17 protein-coding genes are annotated in these 22,546 nt (G+C 73.8%); 8 read left to right on the top strand and 9 right to left on the bottom strand.

Features of this window, described 5'->3' with window-relative positions:
- Positions 1-2: 2 nt before the first annotated feature.
- A complete protein-coding gene (locus tag ACFYUV_RS45560; protein WP_387680971.1) occupies positions 3-1,199 on the bottom strand; it encodes an MFS transporter in 1,197 nt (398 codons plus the stop codon).
- A gap of 83 nt (positions 1,200-1,282) precedes the next feature.
- On the opposite strand from ACFYUV_RS45560, the gene ACFYUV_RS45555 reads away from it, so the two are divergent.
- Positions 1,283-1,741 (top strand): winged helix-turn-helix transcriptional regulator, encoded by a 459-nt coding sequence (locus ACFYUV_RS45555; RefSeq protein ID WP_387680968.1) that lies wholly within the window; start codon positions 1,283-1,285, stop codon positions 1,739-1,741.
- 38 nt (positions 1,742-1,779) lie between these two features.
- On the opposite strand, the gene ACFYUV_RS45550 is transcribed toward ACFYUV_RS45555, so the two are convergent.
- Positions 1,780-2,214 carry a nuclear transport factor 2 family protein gene (locus ACFYUV_RS45550; RefSeq protein ID WP_387680965.1) on the bottom strand — a complete coding sequence of 145 codons (435 nt, stop codon included), beginning with the start codon at positions 2,212-2,214 and terminating at the stop codon, positions 1,780-1,782.
- Positions 2,215-2,297: 83 nt separating this feature from the next.
- On the opposite strand from ACFYUV_RS45550, the gene ACFYUV_RS45545 reads away from it, so the two are divergent.
- Positions 2,298-2,678, top strand: a complete 381-nt coding sequence (locus ACFYUV_RS45545) for a winged helix-turn-helix transcriptional regulator (RefSeq protein ID WP_387680962.1) — start codon at positions 2,298-2,300, stop codon at positions 2,676-2,678.
- A gap of 69 nt (positions 2,679-2,747) precedes the next feature.
- Here ACFYUV_RS45545 and ACFYUV_RS45540 read toward each other — a convergent pair whose 3' ends face one another.
- A complete protein-coding gene (locus ACFYUV_RS45540; protein WP_387681004.1) occupies positions 2,748-3,530 on the bottom strand; it encodes an endonuclease/exonuclease/phosphatase family protein in 783 nt (260 codons plus the stop codon).
- A gap of 91 nt (positions 3,531-3,621) precedes the next feature.
- On the opposite strand from ACFYUV_RS45540, the gene ACFYUV_RS45535 reads away from it, so the two are divergent.
- The 3 genes from ACFYUV_RS45535 (at position 3,622) to ACFYUV_RS45525 (ending at position 6,206) form a co-directional block, all read left to right on the top strand.
- On the top strand, positions 3,622-4,176 hold the full coding sequence (locus ACFYUV_RS45535) for a TetR/AcrR family transcriptional regulator (RefSeq protein WP_387680959.1): 555 nt from the start codon (positions 3,622-3,624) through the stop codon (positions 4,174-4,176).
- A 1-nt stretch (position 4,177) separates the two neighbouring features.
- Positions 4,178-4,534: a hypothetical protein gene (locus tag ACFYUV_RS45530; RefSeq protein ID WP_358300312.1), complete on the top strand. Its 357-nt coding sequence runs from the start codon at positions 4,178-4,180 to the stop codon at positions 4,532-4,534.
- 154 nt (positions 4,535-4,688) lie between these two features.
- On the top strand, positions 4,689-6,206 hold the full coding sequence (locus tag ACFYUV_RS45525) for a protein kinase (protein ID WP_387680956.1): 1,518 nt from the start codon (positions 4,689-4,691) through the stop codon (positions 6,204-6,206).
- Positions 6,207-6,216: 10 nt separating this feature from the next.
- On the opposite strand, the gene ACFYUV_RS45520 is transcribed toward ACFYUV_RS45525, so the two are convergent.
- A complete protein-coding gene (locus tag ACFYUV_RS45520; protein WP_387680954.1) occupies positions 6,217-7,629 on the bottom strand; it encodes a PLP-dependent aminotransferase family protein in 1,413 nt (470 codons plus the stop codon).
- Here ACFYUV_RS45520 and ACFYUV_RS45515 point away from each other — a divergent pair.
- The 3 genes from ACFYUV_RS45515 to ACFYUV_RS45505 all read left to right on the top strand — a co-directional run bounded on the left by ACFYUV_RS45515 (position 7,628) and on the right by ACFYUV_RS45505 (position 18,576).
- Positions 7,628-8,860 carry an aminotransferase class V-fold PLP-dependent enzyme gene (locus ACFYUV_RS45515; RefSeq protein WP_387680952.1) on the top strand — a complete coding sequence of 411 codons (1,233 nt, stop codon included), beginning with the start codon at positions 7,628-7,630 and terminating at the stop codon, positions 8,858-8,860. The genes ACFYUV_RS45520 and ACFYUV_RS45515 overlap by 2 nt on opposite strands.
- A gap of 163 nt (positions 8,861-9,023) precedes the next feature.
- The gene (locus ACFYUV_RS45510) at positions 9,024-12,311 is read left to right on the top strand and encodes a LamG-like jellyroll fold domain-containing protein (protein WP_387680949.1); all 3,288 of its coding nucleotides are present in this window, start codon (positions 9,024-9,026) and stop codon (positions 12,309-12,311) included.
- Positions 12,312-12,330: 19 nt separating this feature from the next.
- Positions 12,331-18,576, top strand: coding sequence for an RHS repeat domain-containing protein (locus ACFYUV_RS45505; RefSeq protein WP_387680946.1), 6,246 nt, complete (start codon positions 12,331-12,333; stop codon positions 18,574-18,576).
- An 85-nt stretch (positions 18,577-18,661) separates the two neighbouring features.
- On the opposite strand, the gene ACFYUV_RS45500 is transcribed toward ACFYUV_RS45505, so the two are convergent.
- The 5 genes from ACFYUV_RS45500 to ACFYUV_RS45480 all read right to left on the bottom strand — a co-directional run bounded on the left by ACFYUV_RS45500 (position 18,662) and on the right by ACFYUV_RS45480 (position 22,511).
- On the bottom strand, positions 18,662-19,663 hold the full coding sequence (locus ACFYUV_RS45500) for an alpha/beta fold hydrolase (RefSeq protein WP_387680943.1): 1,002 nt from the start codon (positions 19,661-19,663) through the stop codon (positions 18,662-18,664).
- Positions 19,664-19,831: 168 nt separating this feature from the next.
- A complete protein-coding gene (locus tag ACFYUV_RS45495) occupies positions 19,832-20,629 on the bottom strand; it encodes an ABC transporter permease (protein WP_387680940.1) in 798 nt (265 codons plus the stop codon).
- A complete protein-coding gene (locus ACFYUV_RS45490) occupies positions 20,626-21,594 on the bottom strand; it encodes an ABC transporter ATP-binding protein (RefSeq protein ID WP_387680938.1) in 969 nt (322 codons plus the stop codon). The genes ACFYUV_RS45495 and ACFYUV_RS45490 overlap by 4 nt, the downstream gene beginning before the upstream one ends.
- On the bottom strand, positions 21,591-21,965 hold the full coding sequence (locus ACFYUV_RS45485) for a hypothetical protein (RefSeq protein ID WP_387680935.1): 375 nt from the start codon (positions 21,963-21,965) through the stop codon (positions 21,591-21,593). Before ACFYUV_RS45485 ends, ACFYUV_RS45490 begins: the two co-directional genes overlap by 4 nt.
- A gap of 3 nt (positions 21,966-21,968) precedes the next feature.
- Positions 21,969-22,511, bottom strand: coding sequence for a helix-turn-helix domain-containing protein (locus ACFYUV_RS45480; protein WP_387680933.1), 543 nt, complete (start codon positions 22,509-22,511; stop codon positions 21,969-21,971).
- Positions 22,512-22,546: the final 35 nt, after the last annotated feature.

The raw sequence follows: 22,546 nt of genomic DNA, 5'->3' as shown, positions 1-22,546 counted from the left end.
GTTCAGGCCGAGGCGGACGCGCGTGCCGCCGGCGCGGCGGTGAGCCGCCGGGTCGAGACGGCGACGACGAGCCCGAGCGCGGCGTAGGCCGCGCCGAGCAGGCAGGCGGCCGGCCATCCCGCGAGGCTGTAGGCCCAGGTGGTGGTGATCGCGCCGAGCGCGGAGCCGAGGGAGTAGCAGGCCATGTACGCGCCGATGACCCCGCTGCTCCGGTCGGGACGCGCGGTGGTGAGCAGGTGCTGGCTGCTGACGTGCACGACCTGCACGGCGAAGTCGAGCACGACCACGCCGGCGATCAGCAGCCACAACGACCACCCCGCCTGGGCGGTCAGCAGCCAGGAGGCGGCCAGCAGCGCCAGCGACCAGCCGGTGACCGAGGACGCCAGGCCCCGGTCGGCCCAGCGGCCGGCCCGGGCCGCGCCCAGCGCGCCGGTGAGCCCGGCGAGCCCGAACAGCCCGATCCCGGTGGTGCCGAGGTGCCACGGCGCGGCGCCGAGCGGCAGCGCCAGCCCGCTCCACAACGTGCCGAAGGAGGCGAACAGGAAGAACGCGATCAGCCCCCGGCTGAGCAGGAGCCGGTCCCCGGCCACCAGCCGGCCCAGCGACGACAGCGACCGGCCGTACGAGACCCGGGGGCGCCGGACGTCGGCGTCGAGGACCAGGCGGGCGGCGAGCGCGAGCAGCACGCACAATGCGGCGATGACCAGGTAGACCGCCCGCCAGTCGGCCAGCTCGCCCAGCAGGCCCGCGACCATCCGGACCCCGAGGATCCCGGCCACCACGCCCGAGGTGACCGTGCCGATGTTGCGGCCGCGCTCGCCGGGCGGTGAGACGGCGGCGACGTAGGCCACCGTGACCTGGACGACCACGGCGAACAGCCCCGCGAGGGCCAGGCCCGCGATCGCCAGGCCGCCGCCGGGCGCCACGGCGGCCACCCCGGCGCCCACCGCCGTCAGCAGCAGGTGGGCCGTGATGAGCCGGCGCCGGTCGAACAGGTCGCCGAGCGGGACGAGCAGCACCAGCCCCGCCAGATAGCCGATCTGGCCGGCGGCGACCAGCCGGCCCAGTGATCCGTCAGCCAGCCCGAGGTCCCGGCCCGCTGCCTGGAGGACGGGCTGGATGCCGTAGACGGGCGACACGGCCACCGCGCACACCAGCGCGAGCACGATCCGTTGCCTTCCGGTCAGTCCTGGCGTCATGTCACTCCCCGATTAGTTTCAATATGCAACCGATCAGAGGCTAGGGCATAATGGTTTCGAATTGCAACTGATCGGAGGGTTCGGTGGACGTCACACTCGCTGCGGGACACACCTGGACCGACCCGGCCTGCCCGGTCGCGCGCGCCGTCGACCTGGTCGGCGACCGGTGGAGCCTGCTGATCGTCCGTGACGCGATGGACGGCGCCACCACCTTCACCGAGTTCCACCAGCGGCTGGGGATCGCCCGCAACATCCTCACCGACCGGCTCCGCAAGCTGGTCGAGCACGGCATCCTCGACAGGAGCGCCGCCGACGGCAGGCGGCACGCCTACCGGCTCACCGAGGCCGGGCGGGACCTCTTCACCGCCGTCGTCGCCCTGCGCCAATGGGGCGAGCGCCACGCCTTCGCGCCGGACGAGCCGCACTCCGTCCTGGTCGACGGCCAGGGGCGGGAGCTTCCCCGGCTGCACCCGCTCGGCCAGGACGGCACGCCGCTCTCCGCCGAGACCTCCCGCGTGCGGAAGACCACCGCGTCCGGCTAGACCCGTTCACCGCACATGTGGATCTTCGCAGCCTGCCGTCAAGACGTGATCACGGCGGGGTTTCCCTCGCTCCAGACGCTGGTGATCCTTCGGTGGGTGAACCGCCAGCCGTCCGGGGTGCGGCGCAGCCGATCGTCGTAGCGACCCCCGGCAAGGAACTTCTCGCCATCGGGCAGACCGAGGCGGACATGCTGGGCTTGGTAGTAGCACGTGTGCTCGGCCTCGTCACCGTGCACTGTGGCGACATGGTTGCCGTTCAGGTGATGGGTGGCGTCGAAGCGCTCCACGCCGGCGCTGATCCTGGCGATGATCGCCTCAGGCCCGCGGAGCCGTTCGCCCGAACCGCTGTACTCCCAGCAGGCGTCGTCGGTGAACAGCGCGCCCAGGGTCTCCCAGTCCCTGGTGTCCAGGGCCGTCGCGTACGCGATGACGGTGTCCACGACCGCGGTGCGGTCTGCGAGTTCCTGAAGCACGGGGCCACCTTCCGGCTTGGTGCACGATTTGATACGGAGTACATGATTGGTGACTGTCCAGCCCGGCGGAAGAAGGCACTTTCATGTCCCAGAGTCACATCGATGTGTCAGCCCTGGCCCGCGAGGCGTGCCCGGTCTCGGAGGTCCTCGATCACGTCTCCGGGAAGTGGAGCATCGGCATCCTGGTGGCCGCTGCGCAGGGTCCGGTCCGGTTCACGGAGCTGGAACGCTCGATCAACGGAATCAGCAGGCGCATGCTCACGCTCAAGCTGCGCAAGCTGGAGCGGGACGGCTTGCTCGTACGCACCGTCCATCCGGTCGTCCCGCCCAAGGTCGAGTACACGCTGACGGAGATGGCCCGGGAACTCCACAAGTCGCTGCTGGAACTCACCGACTGGGCCAAGCGACACGGCGCCGCCGTCGCCGCCGCCCAGGCCGCCTACGATCACGAACACAAGGGTTGACGGCAGCCGCCGCCCAGAAGACTCCGTGCCCTTGACGGCCAGACGATCGTCCAGGTGCGGAGAACGGGGCTAGAGGTCGAGGATCAGGGCCCGGTGGTCGGAGACCTCGGGGGCGGCAGCCACCTCGAACTCCTTGACGGCGGTGGGGTCGGAGACGAGCAGGTAGCTCGCGTGCCGCACGGGCTTGCGGTAGCGCGAGGTCCTGGTGTCGGCGTCGCCGACCAGGTCACGCAGGCCCAGCCCGGCCAGGATCCGGAACGTCTCGCTGCCGGGCAGGAGGTTGAGGTCGCCGCACACCACGGTCAGGTCGCCGTCCTCGCGCGCGCCGGCGACCAGGGCGGCGAGCCGTCCGGCCTGGGCGCGGCGGGCCGGGGTGTCGGCCTTGCCGCCGGCGTCCCGCAGGCCGTGCAGGTTCACGACGGTGACGAACCGCCGCGCCGGGCGGTCGAAGACGCGTACGGCCAGGGCGGTGCGCGGCCGGTCGCCGGCCGGCCACCCGTCGTGGTGCTCGACGTAGCCGCCGTGCACGAACGCGGACCGCACGCCGACGACGGGCAGCGTCTCGGCGACGAACGTGGCGACCCCGAAGTCCTGCCGGTGCGAGCCGCCTTCCTGGTCCTGCACCGGGCCGGAGTCGCTGACGGCGAACAGCGGCTGGTGGCGGGGGAGGCGCGAGCCGACGTCGGCCAGCAGGTCGGCCCGCTGCGGCAGGGACCGCTCGGCGTCGTCGAACCTGGTCCAGCCGCGCAGGCCGGGCGTGCGCGTCACCTCCTGCAGGCACAGCACGTCGGCGCCGCACCCCTCCACCCAGGGCGCCAGCTCCCCGAACATGGCCCCACCCCACGCATTCACCGAAACCACTCGCACCCGCCGAAACCTATCGGAAAGGGTTTAGGAATGAACGTTCTTGACTGAACGTTCCTTTATTGTCTACGATCGAGGCATGGGACGACCAAGAGGATTCGACGAGGCCACCGTGGTACGGGCGGCGGCGGAGCTGTTCTCGACCCGGTCCTACGACGGCATCTCCATGGACGAGCTGGTGACCCACCTCGGCGTCCACCGCAACAGCCTGTACAAGACCTTCGGCAGCAAGCGCGGTCTCTACCAGGCCGCGCTGAGCTGGTCCCTGGAGCACGACGTCAACCCGCTGATCGACCGGATCGCCGCCGCCGGCGACCTGGCCGAGGCGTTGCGCGTGGCCGCCGCCGAGCCCGCCGCCGAGGTCGGCCTCAACCTGCTGCTGCTGGCCGCCGTCGAACGCGCGCCGGTCGACCGCGAGGTCGCCGACCGGCTCGCCGCCGTGCTGGCCGCGTTCGACCAGGCCGCCACGGCGGCGTCCGGGAGCGAGGGCGCCGAGGACGGCCTGGCCTTCGCGCTCACCGCGGCCCTCCTCGGCCTGCGGCTGCGGGCCAGGGCGGGGACCGCGAACACCGACATCGACCGGGCCGGCGCCGCTCTGGCCCACCGGCTCAACCACCACCACCAAGGAGCATGACATGGCGAGGATCAGCATTGACGGACAGACGCTGGTCGTGGAGATCGAGGGCCTGGACAAACTGTGGGCGTTGAAGAGCCGGCTGGTCATCCCGCTGGCCAACGTGCGCGGCGCCACCGCCGACCCCGGGATCGTCGGCGACCCCAAGGGGGTGCGCGCGCCCGGCGCCCACCTGCCCGGCGTCATCACGGCCGGAACGTTCCACCTCAATGGCGAGAAGGTCTTCTGGGACGTGCACGACGCCGCCAAGGCCGTGGTCATCGAGCTGGCCGACGAACGTTACGCCCGGCTGGTGATCGAGGTCGCCGACCCGCGCGCCGCCGTGGCGCTCGTGGAGGAGGCCATCGCCGTCCGCTGACGGCCGCCCGCACCACACACGGTGTGGGACGAATACAGGACAGGCGCCGTACGCCTCGACGGGCCGACAATGAGCCCGTGCGACGCCGGGGCGGGCCCGATCGGCCGCCCTCCGGGTCCACGCGGACAACCCCCGTACCGGCCCTGGAGTCCTGATGGCGACGAAGTTCCCTCCCCTCTCCCCGGACGACCCCACGTCGGTGGCCGGGTACCCGCTCCGCGCCCGGCTGGGGGAGGGCGGGATGGGCCGGGTCTACCTGTCCGTCTCGCCGGGCGGCCGCCTCCTGGCCCTGAAGGTCGTCAAACGCGAGTACGCCGCCGACCCGGAGTTCCGCCGCCGGTTCCGCCACGAGGTGCAGGCGGCGCAGCGGGTGCAGGGCGCCTTCACCGCCCCCGTGGTGGACGCCGACCCCGACGCGGCCGTCCCCTGGCTGGCCACGGCCTACATCTGCGGGCCTTCGCTGCACCAGGCCGTGGCCGAGCACGGTCCGCTGCCGCCGGCCACCGTCCGGCGGCTGATCGCGGGGGTCGCCGAGGCGCTGGTCGGCATCCACGCGGCCGGGCTGGTCCACCGGGACCTCAAGCCCTCGAACGTGCTGCTGGCCGAGGACCGGCCCAAGGTGATCGACTTCGGCATCGCCCGCGCCGTGGACGCCACCTGCCTCACCCACACGGGCATGCGCGTCGGCACCCCGGCGTTCATGACCCCCGAACAGGTCAGGGGACTGCCGGTGACCTCGGCCACGGACGTGTTCGCGCTGGGCCAGCTCGCCGTCTTCGCCCTGACCGGACGGCCCGCGTTCGGCGAGGGCCCGGCGGACGTGCTCTTCTACCGCATCGCCAACGAGGAGCCCGACCTGCGCGGATGCCCGCCCGCCCTGGCCGGGCCGCTGGCCCGCTGCCTCAGCAGGGACCCGGCCGACCGGCCCGCCCCGGCGGAGGTCGCCGCGCTCGCCGGGGGAGCCGGGGACGCGGCGGCCGGTCCCTGGCTGCCCGCGGCGGTGGCGTCCACGCTGCACACCTACGCGCCGCCGCGCGGCTCGCCGACGCGTCCGGCCCGCCCGCGCAAGGCCAGGACGGCCCTCGCCCTCTGGACGGGCGCCGCCGCCGTCGCCCTGACCGCGTCGGCCCTGGCGCTCGCCGGTCCCGGCGACCCCGCCCTCGTCACGACGACCGCGCCGCCAGCCGTAACCATCACGATCCCGGCCACAACTCCCATGAGGACCACCGCCGCCGCAGTGCCCTCCCCGACCCTGCCGGAGTACGAGAAGGAGTACGAGAACGTGCGCTTCACCCTCCCCGGCGGCCCGCCCTGCACCGACTTCTCCCACTTCCAGAACGGCATCGACCTGACCCCCACCGGCCCGAAGGTCACCGTCGGCAGCAACGGCGACCTCGTCTACGACTGCTTCGACGACCAGGTCGCCAAGCTCACCGTCTGGGACGTCACCGGCCAGGAGGCCCTGCTCGACGGCCCCGCCGACCCGGCCGCCTGCGTGGACGCGGTGAACCTGAACCCGCTCGGCTCCTCGCTCACCTTCGCCCGCATGCGGACGGGCATGGGCCTGTGCGTCGTCACGGAGGACCACCAGGTCGTCCACCTCAGGCTGCTCCGCAAGTCGACCGCCACGCACGCGCTGACCTGGACGGCGACCGCCTGGGCGCAGGGCTGACCCAGAAGCGCTACCGGGACGCCGTCAGAGCGCGGTCCACCGCCGCGAGCCGCCGCACGGCCTCGGCCAGCTCGGCGTGCCCGGCGGTCGCGGCGAAGCCGAGACGCAGGAAGGCCGCCGGGAGCTCGGTGGCGAAGTAGCGGTTGCCGGCGCTGACGGCGACGCCGTCGCGGCGGGCCGCGTCGGCGACCACGGCGTCGTCGGCGCCGTCGGGCAGGCGCACCCACAGGTGCAGGCCGCCGGCGGGCACGCGGTCGAGGGTCCAGCCGGGCAGCTCGGCCAGGACGGCGGCGGCCAGCGTCGCGCACCGCTCCCGCAGCGCCGCGCCCAGCGAACGGACGTGCCGCTCCCAGGCGGGGGAGGTGAGCAGGTCGAGCGCCGCCTCCTGCAGCGGGCGGCCGACGAAGAAGTCGTCGACCAGCCGCACGGCGCGCAGGCGTTCCATGACCGGGCCCCGGGCGGTCAGGGCGCCGATGCGCAGGCTGGGCGCGGCCGGCTTGGTGAGGGAGGTCAGGTGCACGACCGTGCCGTCGCGGTCGTCGGCCAGCAGCGGCGGCGGCACCGGCGCGCCGTGGCCGAGGTGGCGCGCGAAGTCGTCCTCGATCACGAAGGCGCCGGCCGCGCGGGCCGTGTCGAGGACCTGCCGCCGGCGGCCCGGGGCCAGCACCGCCCCGGTCGGGTTGTGGTAGGTCGGCTGGCAGTAGAGCAGGCGGGCGCGGGTCAGGGCGAAGGCGTCGGCCAGCAGGTCGGGCTTGAGGCCGTCGGCGTCCGTCGGCACCGGCACCGGGCGCAGGCCGGCCGCGCGGGCCGCGGCGATCGCCCCGGGATAGGTGGGCGACTCCACCAGGACGGGGTCGCCCGGCCCGGCGATCGCCCGGAACGCCATGGACAGGGCGCTCTGCCCGCCGGCCGTGACCAGGACGTCCTCGGCGCTCACGCCGCCGCCCGCCATCGTGGCGAACACGCCGCGCAGGGAGGCCAGGCCGGCGGCCGGGGCGCGGTCCCAGGCGTCGGGACGGCGGGCCGCGCGGGCCAGCGCGGCGGTCAGGGCGCGGGTGGGCTGGAGCGAGCGGTGCAGGTAGCCGCCGTCCAGCAGGATCGTGCCCTCGGGCAGCGCGCCGACCGCGCCGGTGAGGCTGCGGGTGTCCACGGCCCGGTCGGCGAGGGTGACGCTCTGCCACGCGGTGTCGGGGACGCCGGCGCGCCGCCGGGCCGGGGTCGCGACGTAGGTGCCGCTGCCGGGACGGGTGACCACCACGCCCTCGGCGGCCAGCGCGGCGATCGCCTGGGACACGGTGGCGGGGCCGACCTTGTAGCGCCGGATCAGCTCCCTGCTGCTCGGCAGCCGGTCGCCGGGCGAGAGCCGGTCGATCATCGTGCGCATCCTGGTCGCCAGCTCGGCCGAACTGCTACTGTCGGACATGAGAATCGATGATAGCGCTTCCAACGCTTCGCCAGAATCGCTTCTGGACGTCGCGGCCCTGCGCGCCGACACCCCGGGCGCGGAGGAGGTCGTGCACTTCAACAACGCCGGGTGCGGCCTGCTGCCCGCTCCGGTGCTCGCCGCGATGGTCGACCACCTGCGGCTGGAGGCGCACCTCGGCGGCTACGAGGCCGCCGCCGCCCGCGCGGCGCAGGTCGCCGACTTCTACGCCGAGACCGCCGCCCTGATCAACTGCGCTCCCCGCAACATCGCCTTCGCCGGCAGCGCCACCCACGCCTTCTCCGCCGCGCTGTCGGCGATCCCGTTCGCGGCCGGGGACGTCGTCCTGACCACCCGCAACGACTTCATCTCCAACCAGATCGCCTTCCTCTCACTGGCCAGGCGGTTCGGGGTACGGGTCGTGCACGCGCCCGACCTGCCCGAGGGCGGCGTGGACGTGCCCGCCATGGCCGCGCTGATGCGCCGGCACCGCCCGCGCCTGGTGGCCGCCACCCACATCCCCACCAACTCCGGCCTGGTCCAGCCGGTCACCGAGATCGGCCGGCACTGCCGCGAGCTGGACCTGCTCTACCTGGTGGACGCCTGCCAGTCCGTCGGCCAGTACCCGGTCGACGTCGAGGAGATCGGCTGCGACCTGCTCACCGCCACGTGCCGCAAGTTCCTGCGCGGCCCGCGCGGCTCCGGCTTCCTGTACGTCGCCGACCGCGTCCTGGACGCCGGCTACGAGCCGCTGTTCATCGACATGCACGGCGCGCGCTGGACCGAGCCGGGCCGCTACGAGCCGGTCGCGACGGCGGCCAGGTTCGAGGACTGGGAGTTCCCCTACTCCGTCGTGCTCGGCTGCGCGGCCGCCGCCCGCTACGCCCGCCGGGTGGGCGTGGACGCCGTCGCCCGGCGCACCCCGGCCCTGGCCGCCGGCCTGCGCGACGGGCTGGCCGCGCTGCCCGGGGTGCGCGTGCTCGACCGGGGACGGCGGCTGGGCGCCCTGGTCACCTTCGCCGTCGAGGGCCGGGAGGCGGAGCCGTTCAAGGCGGCGCTGGACGCGCGCGGCGTCAACTCGGCGCTCAGCTTCCGGCACTTCGCCCAGTTCGACTTCGGGGACAAGGGCGTCGACTGGTGCCTGCGCCTGTCGCCGCACTACTACAACACCGAGCAGGAGGTGGACCTGGTCGTCGCGGCGGTCGCCGAACTCGCCGCCGCGCCCCGGTGACGGGGTCCGCGAACGGCTGGCGGCGGTTCCTTCCAGACATGTCCCAACTTATGGCGAATTTCGCCAGAAGATCTAGACGTACGGCATTACGCGGGTGACAATCCGTTCGTCAATCGAAGATCGCCTGGTCCCGCGCGGACCTCTGGTCGACATGCGAGGACCGATGCGGGTTGGGCGTGGGCTGGTCGCGGCTGTCTTGGCGTTCACGATCCCGGCGGTGCCGCCCGCCGGCGCGGAGCCGCCGGAGGCAGGCGCGCCTCCGGCGGCGAGCGCGCCCCCCGCGCCCGCCGCGCTCTCCGCGCCTCTCGCGCCGGAGACGGCCGCGACCGCCACGGCCAGGCGCACCGGCCGGCCGGTCGAGATCGAGTCGATGCGCAGCGAGACCCGCCAGGTCTTCGCCCGCCCGGACGGCACCTTCACCCTCGAACAGCACGCCCGTCCCGTCCGCGTCCGCCAGGCCGCCGGCTGGGTGCCCGTGGACACCACGCTCCGCCTGCGTCCCGACGGCGCGGTGGAGCCGGTGGCAACGGCGGCCGGGCTGACCTTCTCCGGCGGGGGCGGCGGCCCGCTCGCCCGCCTGTACCGCGGCGGCAAGGCCCTGGAGCTGACCTGGCCGGGCACGCTGCCCAGGCCCTCGCTCGACGGCGACACCGCCACCTACCCCGAGGTGCTGCCCGGCGTGGACCTGCGGGTCACCGCCGACGTGGACGGGTTCTCCCACGTCCTGGTGGTCAAGACGCGGGCCGCCGCGCGAGCCCTGCCCGACCTGGACTTCCCGCTGTCGGTCAGCGGCCTGTCGCTGACCGCCGACAAGGCGGGCAACCTGGAGGCGGTCGACCGCACCGGCGGCACGATCTTCATCGCGCCCACCCCCACGATGTGGGACTCGACCGGCGCGGGCGAGGCCGCGGTCAAGGAGGGCCGCGCGCCCGAGGCCCGCCAGGCCACCATGGGCGTCTCGCTCGACGGCAGGAAGCTGCGGCTGCGGCCGGACCGCGCGATGATGAGCGACCCGAAGACCCGGTACCCGGTGTTCCTGGACCCGTACTTCTCGGCCGCCCGCGGCGCCTGGACCGCCGTGTGGAGCAACTGGCCCAGCTCCAACTACCTCAACTCCAGCGACGTCGCCCGCGTCGGGCACGTCAACTCGCAGACCAACCGCTCGTTCTTCCAGATGAACACCGGCTCCACGATCCACGGCAAGCAGATCATCAAGGGCACGCTGCGCACGTACGAGACCTGGTCGTACTCGTGCAGCGCCCGCGCGGTCGAGGCGTGGTCCACCAACACGATCAGCAAGAGCACCACCTGGAGCAACCAGCCCAAGTGGGTCAAGAAGCTGTCCACGGTGAACGTGGCCAAGGGCTGGGGCTCGGCCTGCTTGCCCGGCGGCGTCGAGTTCGACGTCACCTCCCAGGTCGCCGACGCCGCCGCCAACAAGTGGGCCAACATCACCGTCGGCCTCCGCGCCACCAGCGAGACCGACCAGTACGCCTGGAAGAAGTTCCGCAACAACCCGAGCCTGGTCATCGAGTACAACTCGCTGCCCGCCGACCCGGTGGCGGCCGACGCCTGGTCCGACCCGGGCGGCCCGTGCGTCTCCGGCGACGACCGGCCGGTCATCAGCACGCCGACGCCCAAGCTCTGGGCCCGGCTCAAGGACGCCGACAACTCCGTCAGGGGCCGCTTCGAGTGGTACCGCGCCGACGGGACCAAGGCCGGGGAGTACCTGACCCCTCTGGGCTCGACCGGCACGGCCTTCTCCGCCCTCGTCCCGCAGAGCCTGTACGCCGACGGCGCGCTGGTCCGCTGGCGGGTCCGCGCCGAGGACGGCAAGGCCAACAGCGCCTGGAGCCCCTGGTGCGAGGCCACCGTGGACGCCACCGCCCCCGGCCGGGAGCCCGAGGTGTCCTCCGACCGGTTCACCGAGAACGGCTGGAGCGACGGCGTCGGCCTGGCGGGCCGGTTCACCTTCGCCCCCAACGGCGTCACCGACGTCGCCGCCTACGTCTACGGCCTGGACACCACCCCCAAGACCGAGGTCCCGCCCGCCCAGGACGGCACGGCCGCGATCACCCTCACCCCGCGCCACGACGGCCCGAACGTCCTGTCGGTGCGCAGCAAGGACCGCGCCGGGCAACTCGGCCCGATCCGCACGTACGTCTTCAACGTCAACGCCGGACGGGGACCGGCCGGCCACTGGCCCATGGACGAGGGCCAGGGCGGCACCGCCGCCGACGCCGCCGGCGCCCACCCGGCCACCCTGTACGGCGCGACCTGGACCGCGGGCCGGACCGGCGGCGCGCTGCGGCTGGCGGGCGCCTACGCGCAGACCGGCGGCCCGGTCGCCGACACCGGACGCAACTTCGCCGTCGCCGCCTGGGTCCGGCTGACCGGCACCGCCGCCTCCGCCACCGCCGTCACCCAGGAGGGCGGCCGGACCGGCGCGTTCTCCCTGCAGTACAGCAAGGCCGACAACCGCTGGGCGCTGGCCGTCACCAGCGCCGACGCCGACGCCGCCACGGCCGTGCGCGCGCTGTCGGCCGCCGCGCCCCGGCTGACCGAGTGGACCCACCTGACCGGCGTCTACGACTCGGCGGCCGGCCAGATCTCCCTCTACGTCAACGGCCGGCTGGAGTCCTCGGTCGCCGTCCCCGCGCCGTGGAACGCCGCCGGCCCGCTGACCATCGGCCGCGGCAAGGCGACCGGCGCGGCGGCCGACTTCTGGCCCGGCGACGTGGACGACGTGCGGCTCTACGGCCGCGCCATGTTCGCCGACGAGGTCGCCGACCTGGTCAACAGCGCCGCCACGCTGGTCGGCCACTGGAAGCTGGACGAGGACGGCGGCCTGTCGGCGGCCGACTCCTCCGGCCGGGCCACGCCCGCCGCGCTGGCCGGCGCCGCCGGCTGGACCGACGGCTGGCTGGACGGCGCCCTCGCGCTCGACGGCGCGACCGGCTACGCCCAGACCGCCGCGCCCGCCGTCGCCACCGGCTCCGGGTTCACCGTCGCCGTCTGGACCCAGCTCGACTACCTGCCCGCCAAGGACACCGCGGCCGTCGCCCAGCCGGGCGCCAGGGCGGCCGGGTTCCAGCTCGGCTTCGACAAGGAACAGGGGCGGTGGGCCCTGGGCATGGCCGCCGCCGACACCGACACCGCCGCCCTCGTCCGCACCCGTTCGGACGCCGTCCCCGCCCCCCTGGAATGGACGCACGTCGCCGGCGTGTACGACGCCCTGGCCGGCGAGCTGCGCGTCTACGTCAACGGCCGCCTGTCGGCCACCACCGTCACCCCCCACGTGAGCACCTGGACCGCCACCGGCCCCCTGCAACTGGGCCGGAGCAAGACCGCGGGCGTCTTCACCGGCTACTGGCCGGGGACCGTCGACGACGTCCGCACGTACGACGGCGTGCTCAGCGCCGAGCAGATAGCCCAGCTAGCAGCCCAGTAGCCCCTCCCTGGGAGAATCCGTGGACAGTGAGTTAGACCTGCCAGAGCCCAACTGGAATCGTTTTCAGCAGCCCGCCGCCGAGCCCGACGTCCCCGACCCCCGCTGGAACCGCTTCGAGGGCGTCAAGCCCGAGACCGCCTGGCCGCGCAGGCTGGCGACCGTGCTCACGGTCGTGCTCCTGGCGCCCATGGCGTACGCGATGCCCGCCTCCGCCGCGCCCCGCAAGGCGCCCACGGTGCAGAAGGAGACGCCGGTCAAGGGCGGGAAGGTGCCCGTCCTGCCGCCGCTCGCCGATCCCGCCGCCGAACAGGCGTGGAAGGCCCCGCCCAAGGTCGCCTGGCCCGCCGCGGGCACCGCCGAGCTGGGCGGCGCCGAGAGCGCCGCCACGCTCTCCGCCGGGTTCCCGGTGCGGCTCGCGCCCGCCGCCAAGGGCGTGGCCGCGGCCGAGGCCGTCCCGGTCAAGGTCGAGCTGCTCAGGACCGACCTGCTCGGCGTCGCGATGCGCGTCTCGCCCGGCCAGGGCGTCACGGCCGCCAAGGCGTCCGGCAAGACCCGGCTGGAGATCGACTACTCCGGCTTCCGGTACGCCTTCGGCGGCGACTACGGCGCCCGGCTGCGCATGGTCAAGCTCGACGAGTGCGCGCTCGACGCCAAGGCCGCCGCCACCTGCGCCGCGCCGCGGCCGGTCAGGAGCGACAACGACGCCAAGGCGGGCAAGCTGACCGCCGAGGTCGAGACCACCGGCCTGTACGCCGTGACCGCCGCCGCCTCCGGCCCGTCGGGCGACCACGCCGCCACCTCGCTGGCCGCCTCGGCGAGCTGGAGCGTCGGCAACCAGTCCGGCGACTTCTCCTGGAGCTACGACCTGCGCACCCCGCCCGCGCTGGGCGGCGACGAGCCCGACCTGTCGCTCGACTACTCCTCCCAGAGCGTGGACGGCCGCACCGTCTCCACCAACAACCAGCCGTCCTGGGTGGGGGAGGGCTTCGAGCTCAACCCCAGCGGCTACGTCGAACGCCGCTACAAGGCGTGCATGATCGACGGCAAGAAGACCGGCGACCTGTGCTGGGACCAGGACAACGCCACCCTGTCGCTCGGCAACTCCGCCGTCGAGCTGGTCAAGGACGCCACCACCAAGCAGTGGCGGCCCAAGCGCGACGACGGCACCCGCATCGAGTACCTCACCGGGGCCGCCAACGGCGACAACAACGGCGAGTACTGGCGGGTCACCACCGCCGACGGCACCCAGTACAGCTTCGGCCTGAACCGCCTGCCCGGCTGGGTCACCGGCAAGCCGGAGACCAAGTCGGTGCAGACCGTGCCGGTGTTCGGCAACAACAGCGGCGAGCCGTGCTACTCCAGCACTCCCGCAAACGCCTGGTGCCAGCAGGCCTACCGGTGGAACCTCGACTACGCGGTCGACACCCACGGCAACGCCACCACGTACTGGTACGAGAACGAGAAGAACTACTACGGCCGCAACATGAAGCCCGAGCTGGGCACCGTGTACGTGCGCGGCGCGTACCTCACCCGCGTCGACTACGGCTACCTGAGCAACGAGCTGTTCACCAAGGCCCCGGCCGCCCGGGTGGTCTTCGACGTGGCCGAGCGCTGCCTGCCCTCCGGCACCGTCACCTGCGCCGCCGACCAGCTCAAGAAGGAGACCGCGGCGTCCTGGCCGGACGTGCCGTTCGACCAGATCTGCGACGCCGGGGTCAAGTGCACCGACCGGCTGTCGCCGACGTTCTTCACGCGCAAGCGCCTGGCCAAGGTCACCACGCAGGTGCTCAACGCCTCCGGCCAGTACAGCCCGGTCGACTCCTGGACGCTGACCCACCAGTTCCCCGCCACGGGCGACGGCCTCAGCCCGTCGTTGTGGCTGGCCTCGGTGCAGCAGAGCGGCCACGTGGGCGGCACCCTCACCATGCCGAAGATCACCTTCAGCGGCGTGCAGCTGCCTAACCGGGTGGACGCCAACGAAGGACGCGCGCCGCTGGTCAAGTGGCGGGTCCAGGCGGTGAACAACGAGACCGGCGGCGAGCTGCGGGTCAACTACGCCGCGGCCGACTGCAAGCCCGGCGACGTGCCCGCCGCGGCCGACAAGAACAACCGGCTGTGCTTCCCGCAGCGCTGGGCGCCGCCCGACGAGGGCGAGGTCACCGACTGGTTCCACAAGTACGTCGTCACCCAGACCGTCGAGGTGGACCGCGTCGCCGGCTCGCCGAACGTGGTCACCGACTACGAGTACCTCGACGGCGCGGCCTGGCACTACGCCGACAACATCCTCGTCAAGCCCGAGCAGCGCACCTGGTCGGACTGGCGCGGGTTCGGGCGCGTCCGGGTGCGTGAGGGCGACGGGCAGGACACCCGGCGCACGCTCACCGAGTTCAGGTACTTCCGCGGCATGCACGGCGACAGGCAGGCCGACGGCTCCAAGCGCGTCGCGCAGGTCGTCGACACCGAGGGCGGCAAGCTGGACGACCTCGACCAGCTGTCCGGCTTCGAACGCGAGGAGATCCTCTACGACGGCGACAGCGCGACGGTGCTCACCGCGACCGCCGAGGAGCCGTGGTCGCTCAAGACCGCCGAGTCCACGCAGGGCGGCGTCACCAAGACCGCCTACGTCGTCGAGCCCAAGTCGATGGTGACCCGCACGGCGCTGGCGGGCGGGGCGTGGCGGCGCACCGGCGAGGAGCGCTCGTACGACGCCAAGGGCCTGCTCACCCAGGTGGAGGAGAAGGGCGACCTGGCCACCGCCGACGACGACCAGTGCACCCGCTACACCTACGCCCGCAACGACACCGCCTGGATGCTCGACTACGCCAGCAGGATCCAGAAGGTCGCCGCGGGCTGCGGCACCGCCGTCTCGGCCCTGGCCGCCGGAGAGGTGATCTCCGACGAACGGGTCCAGTACGACAACAAGGCCTACGGCCAGGCGCCCACCAAGGGCGACGTGACCACCGTCCAGCAGCTCGGCGCGGCCGACGGGTCGACCGTCACCGACAGCACCCACACCTACGACGTCTACGGCCGCGAGACCAGCGAGACCGGCCCGGTCGGGACGAAGTCCACCATCACCTACAGCCCGGCCACCGGCGCCCAGGCCACGGAGATCGTCGAGACCAACCAGCTCGGCCACGTCGAGCGCACCCTCGTCGAGCCGGCCTGGGGCGAGCCGGTCGCCGAGGTCGACGCCAACGGCCGGCGCACCGACATGGAGCACGACGCGCTCGGCCGCCTGGTCAAGGTCTGGCAGCCGGACCGCAGCAAGGCCGCCGGCCAGTCGCCCAGCACCGAGTACGCCTACACCATGCGCACCGACGGCCCCAGCGTCGTCACCACCAAGACGCTGCGCGCCGACGGCGGCTACACCGTCAGCCACGAGCTGTACGACGGCCTGATGCGCGAGCGCCAGACGCAGGAACCGGCCCCCCGCGACGACCAGACGCAGGACCCGGCGCTGCGCGACGGGCGCACGATCACCGACACCTTCTACAACTCCCTCGGCGAGGTGAGCAAGTCCAACACCGGCTACTTCGCCACCGGCACCCCCGCCACCGAGCTGCTCGCGGTCGCCGACACCGACGTGCCCACGCAGGTCGTGTCCGTCTTCGACGGCGCCGGCGAGGTCAACGCCCAGATCCTCAAGGCCAAGGGCGTGGAGAAGTACCGCGTCTCGGCCACCCAGCAGGGCGACCGCGTCAACATCACGCCGCCGGCGGGCGGCACCGCGACGACCCGCATCGGCGACGCCGACGACCGGCTCATCGAGCTGCGCCAGTACAAGGGCGCCACCCCGACGGGCCCGTACGAGTCCACCAAGTACACCTACGACCCCGCCGGCCGGCTGTCCACGGTGACCGACGCCGCGGGCAACGTGTGGCGCCACCACTACGACGTGCGCGGCCGGGAGATCAAGACGGAGGACCCGGACAAGGGCGTCACCACGATGACGTACAACGACGCCGACGAGCTGGTGAGCACCACCGACGCCCGCGGCAAGACGCTCTGGTACGTCTACGACGAGCTCGGACGCAAGAAGGAGCTGCGCGACGGCTCGGCCACCGGCGCGCTGCTGGCCGAGTGGAAGTACGACGCGCTGGCCAAGGGCCACATGAACGCCAGCATCCGGTACGCGGGCGGGCAGGCGTACAAGGCGGAGATCAACGCCATCGACTCCGACTACCGCACGCTGCGCGAGACGGTGACCGTCCCCGAGCGGGAGGGCAAGCTGGCCGGCTCGTACGTGCTCAACACCCGCTACACCCTCGACGACCAGGTGCAGTCGGTCAGCTTCCCGGCCGGGGGCGGGCTGGAGGCCGAGTCGGTGGTCTACTCCTACGACGAGCTCAGCCAGCCGACCAAGGTCAGCGGGCTGTCGTCGTACGTGACCGCGACCCGCTACTCCAAGCTCGGCGAGACCCTGCAGTACGAGCTGGGCTCCGGCGGCAAGAAGACCTGGCTCACCTACACCCATGACGAGTCCACCCGCAGGCTGACCAGGATGCGGCTGGACCGGGAGGGCGCCGCCGCCACCGACCTCGACCTCGACTACGCCTACGACGCCGCCGGCAACATCACCAAGATCGCCGAACGGGCGGGCGGCCAGGACACGCAGTGCTTCACCTACGACCACCTGCGCCGGATGACCTCGGCGTGGACGGCCAACGACGACTGCGCGAGCGGCACGCCGGCCTCCGACAAGATCGGCGGCGTGGCGCCGTACGCGGTCAGCTACGCCTACGACTCCACCGGCAACCGGGTCAAGGAGACCAAGCACGCCTGGGGCGGCGCGGCCGAGACCGTGCGCACCTCGGTCTACCCGGCGGCCGGCGCCAAGCAGCCGCACGCGGTGCAGAGCATCGGGGCCGACCTGTTCGCCTACGACGAGGCCGGCAACACCACCAGGCGCAAGGTCGGCACGTCCGACCAGGCCCTCGTCTGGGACGCCGAGGGCAACCTGGAGTCGGTCACGGAGGCCGGCAAGACGACGTCGTTCGTCTACGACGCCGACGGCGACCGGCTGCTGCGCAAGACCGCCACGGACGCCACCCTGTACGTGGACGACATGGAGCTGCGCTTCGACTTCGCCAAGGACGCCGTCGAGCAGACCCGCTACTACACCATCAACGGCGAGCCGATCGCGGTCCGCACGCCCGACAACCAGGTCTACTTCCTGGCCGCCGACCACCAGGGCACCGCGCAGGCCGCGGTGAACGGCGGCACCGGCGAGCTGGCCGTCCGGCGGATGACGCCGTTCGGCGAGGACCGGGGATCGCCGCCGCCATGGTGGCCGGGACAGCGGTCGTTCGTCGGCGGCACCAAGGACCCGACGACCGGGCTCGTGCACCTGGGCGCCCGCGAGTACGACCCGAAGAACGGCCGCTTCCTGTCGGTCGACCCCATCATCGACGAGGAGGACCCGCAGCAGCTCAACGCCTACGCCTACGCCAACAACAGCCCCGTCAGCATGAGCGACCCCGACGGCCAGTTGTTCTGGATCGCCGTCGGCATCGCGGCGCGCATCGCGGCGCGGATCATCGCCAGGAAGCTGGCGCAGGCGGCGGCCCGGCGGGCGGCGCTCGCGGCGGCCCGGGCGGCGGCGCGGCGCGCGGCCATCGCGGCGGCCAAGCGGCGGGCGGCGGCGCTGGCCAGGAAGAAGGCGCTGGAGGCGGCCAAGAAGAAGGCCGCGGCGGCGGCCAAGCGCAGGGCGCTGGCCGCGGCGAGGAAGAAGGCGGCGGAGAAGGCCAGGAAGGCGGCCGCGGCGGCGGCCAAGAGACGGGCCGCCGCGGCGGCCAAGAGGGAGGCACGCAGGAAGGCCGCGGAGGCGGCGGCCAAGCGGCGGGCCACGCAGGCGGCCAGGGCGCGCAACCGCTACCGGGCGGCCCAGGCCCGGCGCGCCCAGGCGGCGCGGCGCCCGGCACAGCGTCCGACCAGTCATCGGGCGGTGCAACGGCAGTCGCCGCCGAAGGCCGCCAGGCAGCCGGCGCAGCCGAGACCCAGCCAGGTCTACCGGAACGACGGCACCACGCAGCCGACCCAGTCCTACACCGTCTACCGCGACGGCAAGATGTACCCCGACGGGCCGCCGCCACCCAGCCTGACCAGGCCCCAGGGCTCCGGGCAGGCGGAGAAGCAGATCTTCAAACCGGAGAAGATCGAGCCGGAGAACACCCGGACGGGCACGATCGCCGAGACCGGCGCCCGGGTCACCCGATGGATCGACCAGAGCGGCCTGGACGACTTCCTCGGCGGCTTCTTCTGATCCCCGGCCCCGGGCACGCGGACCGAACCAGGTCCCCGCGCCCGGGGCTCACCCGCCGGACGCGGTGGTTCGCCGGACGCGGTGGTCACCCGGCCGCCGCGTCCGGCGGCACGTCGTGGGCCGTGGCGAAGGCCAGCAGGGACGCCGCCGTCCGGGCCGGGTCCTCCAGCATGGGGGAGTGCCCGACCCCGGGCAGCAGCTCGACGGTCGCGCCGGGGACCGCCCGGTAGCCGGCGGCCGAGGACGAACGCCATCTCCGGTCGTCCTGGCCGAAGATCACCAGCAGCGGCTTGCCGAGCACGGCCAGCCGGTCGGGCAGCGTGCGCTGCCGCAGGTACTCCTCGGCGGCCTTCGAGGTCGTGGTGAGCGAGTGGTAGGTGAGGCCGCGCACGTCCTCGACCAGTTCGGGCGGGATCCGGTAGCCGGGGCGGCTGAACGCGGTCTCCAGGCCCCGGAGGAGGAGGCCGTCGGTGCGCAACCGCCACAGCAGCTGCCCGACGACGGGCACGAACAGCAGCTCGCCGACGAACCCGTCGGAGACGAAGGCGTCCAGGCCGGGCCCGGAGTCGAGGAGGGCGAGCGCGGTCACCAGGTCGCCTCGCTGCTCGGCGAGCGCGGTGGCGACCGAGCCGCCGGTGGAGTGGCCGGCCACGACCGCGTGCCGCACGCCGAGCCGGTCCAGCGCCGCGCCGACCCGCCGTCCCTGCTCGGCGACGGTGTAGCCGCCGCCGGCCGGTTTGGCCGACCGGCCGTGCCCGAGCAGGTCGATGCGGATCACGCGATGCGACCGCGCCAGTTCCGGGACCACCGGGTCCCACCAGCGGGTCGAGCCGGCCAGGCCGTGGATCAGCACGAGCGCCGGGGCGCCGGCGGGGCCGTCCTGGCGGACGTACAGGCCGCCGCCGTCGAGGGGCACGTTCGACTCGCCCGCGGCCTCCTGCCCCGACACCACCAGCGTGTTCGCCAGGAGCAGCACGGCGGCCGCGAGCAGCACGGCCGCCACGACGCGACGACGCCGGCCGCGGCCCTTCGCGCGCCGCCCGGCCGCCGGGCGGGCCGGGGTCCGGACCTCTTGGGAAGTCATCATGGCCACACTGTCGCGGGCCACCCGCCCCGCCGGCTTGTACGAATGTTCCCGCCCGCCACCGGCCGGGCCCGCACCGGCAAGGCAGTCATCGGGCGGGCCACCACCGGTAAGGCCGTCACCGGCCGGGCCCGCACCGGTAGGGCAGTCAGCGGCCGGGCCGGGGCCAGGTCAGGCCACGTCGCGGCGGAGCGGCCGCAGGACGGCGGCCGCGCTCGCCAGCGCCGCGTACGCCAGCAGGACCAGCGCCCCGGCGGCCGGTGACAGCAGCCGGACCGGCTCGCTCGACAGCTGGGCGGCCAGCGCGTCGGCCACTGCGGTGAAGTCGGTCAGCGCCGAGGTCGCGCCGCCGGGCAGCCACGGGTACAACTCCCGCACGCCGGGGATCATGATCAGCGCCAGCTCGCCGCCGTACAGGTAGCCGATCACCACGCACAGCGCCGCGACCTGGTTGCGGATCAGCGCGCCCATGCCCACGCCCAGCACCACGTAGACCGCCATCGCCACCCCCAGCCGGGCCAGCAGCGCCACGATCGTCCCGGGGGGCAGGCCCAGCTCGACGCCGCGGGCCGCGGCCACGCCGAACAGCGCCGCCCCGGCCGTCCCGGCCAGCACCAGCCCGTACGCCAGGCCCGCCACGGCGTAGGCGACGAGCTTGGCCACCAGCACCCGCCACCGGTCCGGCGCGAACAGGAAGGTGAAGTTCACCGTGCGGTGCCGGTACTCCGACGTGACGGCGAGCGTCCCGACGGCGGCCGGCACGAAGGCGGTGAACCCGAGGAACCCCAGGACGGCCCGCACCCCCGCCTCGGTGTCCAGCCCCGGCATCGGCGGCTCGAAGTTCTCCGGCCCGACCAGGGCCAGCAGCCCGATCAGACCGCCCCCGAGCAGGACGGCCGCCAGCGGCATGCCCCACCACATCCTGGTGGCCAGCAGGCGCCGGAACTCCGCCCGCACGAACCCGATCATGCCGCCGCCTCCCCGCCCGCGTCCGCCTCATCCCGCGCGCCCGCCGCTTCCCCGCCCGCGTCCGCGCGCTCTCGCGCGCCCGCCGTCTGGCCGGTGAGGCCGAGGAAGAGCCGTTCCAGGGTGGGGCGTTCGGTGGTCAGGCCGTGCACCGGCAGCCCGTGGGCCGCGGCAAGGGCGGCGACCCGCGCCGGATCGAGGCCGCGGACCCGCAGGTCGTGCGGGCCGGCCACGTCCACCTGCGCGGCCTCGGCGGCCAGCGCCGCGCGCAGGGCGGCGGCGTCGGGGGTGCGCACCAGCACGTCCGGCTCGGTGCCGCACAGCTCGCGCAGGAGGCCGGCGGCCAGCAGCCGCCCCCGCCCGATGACTACCACGTCGTCGGCGACCTGCTCCACCTCGGCCAGCACGTGGCTGGAGACCAGCACGGCCCGGCCCTGCGCGGCCATCTCGCGCAGGAACGAGCGCAGCCAGGCCGCCCCCTCGGGGTCCAGGCCGTTGCCCGGCTCGTCCAGCAGCAGCACCCGGGGGTCGCCGAGCAGGGCGGTGGCCAGGTTGAGCCGCTGCCGCATCCCGGTGGACAGGGCGCCGGTCGCCCGCCCGGCGGCTCCGGCCAGGCCCACCAGGCCCAGCAGGTCGCCGACCCGTCGATCGGGATGGCCGCCCATCGCGGCGTAGACGCGCAGATGGTCGCGGACCGAATGACGGGGATGGAAGGAGGCGGCGTCGAAGGTCGCGCCCACCACGGTGGTCGGTCGCGGCAGGTCACGGTAGCGTCGGCCGCCGATCGTCACGCCGCCGCGGGTGGGGGTGACGTGGCCGACCATCATGCGCATCGTCGTGGTCTTCCCGGCGCCGTTGAGGCCGAGGAACGCGGTGACCGCCCCGGGCCGGACCGTGAAGCTGAGGTCGTCGACGGCGGTCAGCGCGCCGTACCGCTTGGTCAGGCCGGTGACCTCGACGCCGGTCACGCGACCGCCGCCCGCACCGCGGCCCGGATCGCGGCGGCGGCCCGGCCGGCGCCGGGGACCGAGACGACCACCTCGTCGAACTCGCCGCCGGACGCGGCACGATCGAGCAGCAGGTGCACCGCCGGCGTGTCACCGGTCACCGACACGAGCTGCCGCCGCCCGCCGAACAGGCCCCACACGCCGATCTTGACGTGGCCCGCCACGCTCAGCCCCTTGCGCGCGCCGCGCGGGACGCGCAACGGTTCGCCCGCGACCCCCACCTCCCGCACGGACGCGGCCGGGCACGCGTACCGGCCGTGACCGGTGAGGAACCGCTCCCAGCGCCCGAACTCGATCGTGACCTGACCCTCGTCCACCCATACCGTTGCCACAGTTCAGCCTTCCTTCAGGGGGAGCAGGACGGTCGCCAGCAAGCGCGGCGTACGCCCCTCTCCCGGCTCGTTCGCCAGCAGGGGGCGCACCAGCTCGGCGAACCCCGTGGCGAAGGCGACGAACTCCTCGTCGTCCAGGTGCAGGACCACCTGCTGATATCCGGCGCCGTCGGCGGCCAGGTCGACGCGGTCCCGGTCGAGGTAGCGCGCGAACTCCGACAGCAGGCTGCCGGCGAACGCGGTGAACCACCGCGCGTGGTCCTCCGCCGACGCGGCGGCCAGCGCCTCGGGGGACGGCGTCAGGCCGCCCTCGGGCACCGCATAGACCCGTTCGGTCGCCCCGCCGACCTTGTGCTCCTCGACCACCTCCAGCATCCCGGCCTTGGCCAGCGTCGCGATCTGCCGGTAGAGCGTCGCCTGCGGCACGTCGGGCAGCAGGCCCGCCAGGTCGGAGGGCGTACGGCGGCCCCCGGCGACGGCGCGCAGGATGCGGATGCGCACGGGATGCAGCGCCAGCTCGGCCCAGCGCTCTGTCGAGGTCGTCACGCTTCACGTTATCACTATCGAGAATGAGAATGACA

It is taken from the genome of Nonomuraea sp. NPDC003560 (assembly GCF_042878785.1).
Classification (GTDB): domain Bacteria; phylum Actinomycetota; class Actinomycetes; order Streptosporangiales; family Streptosporangiaceae; genus Nonomuraea.
This window is presented reverse-complemented; position numbering and strand designations above follow the sequence as displayed.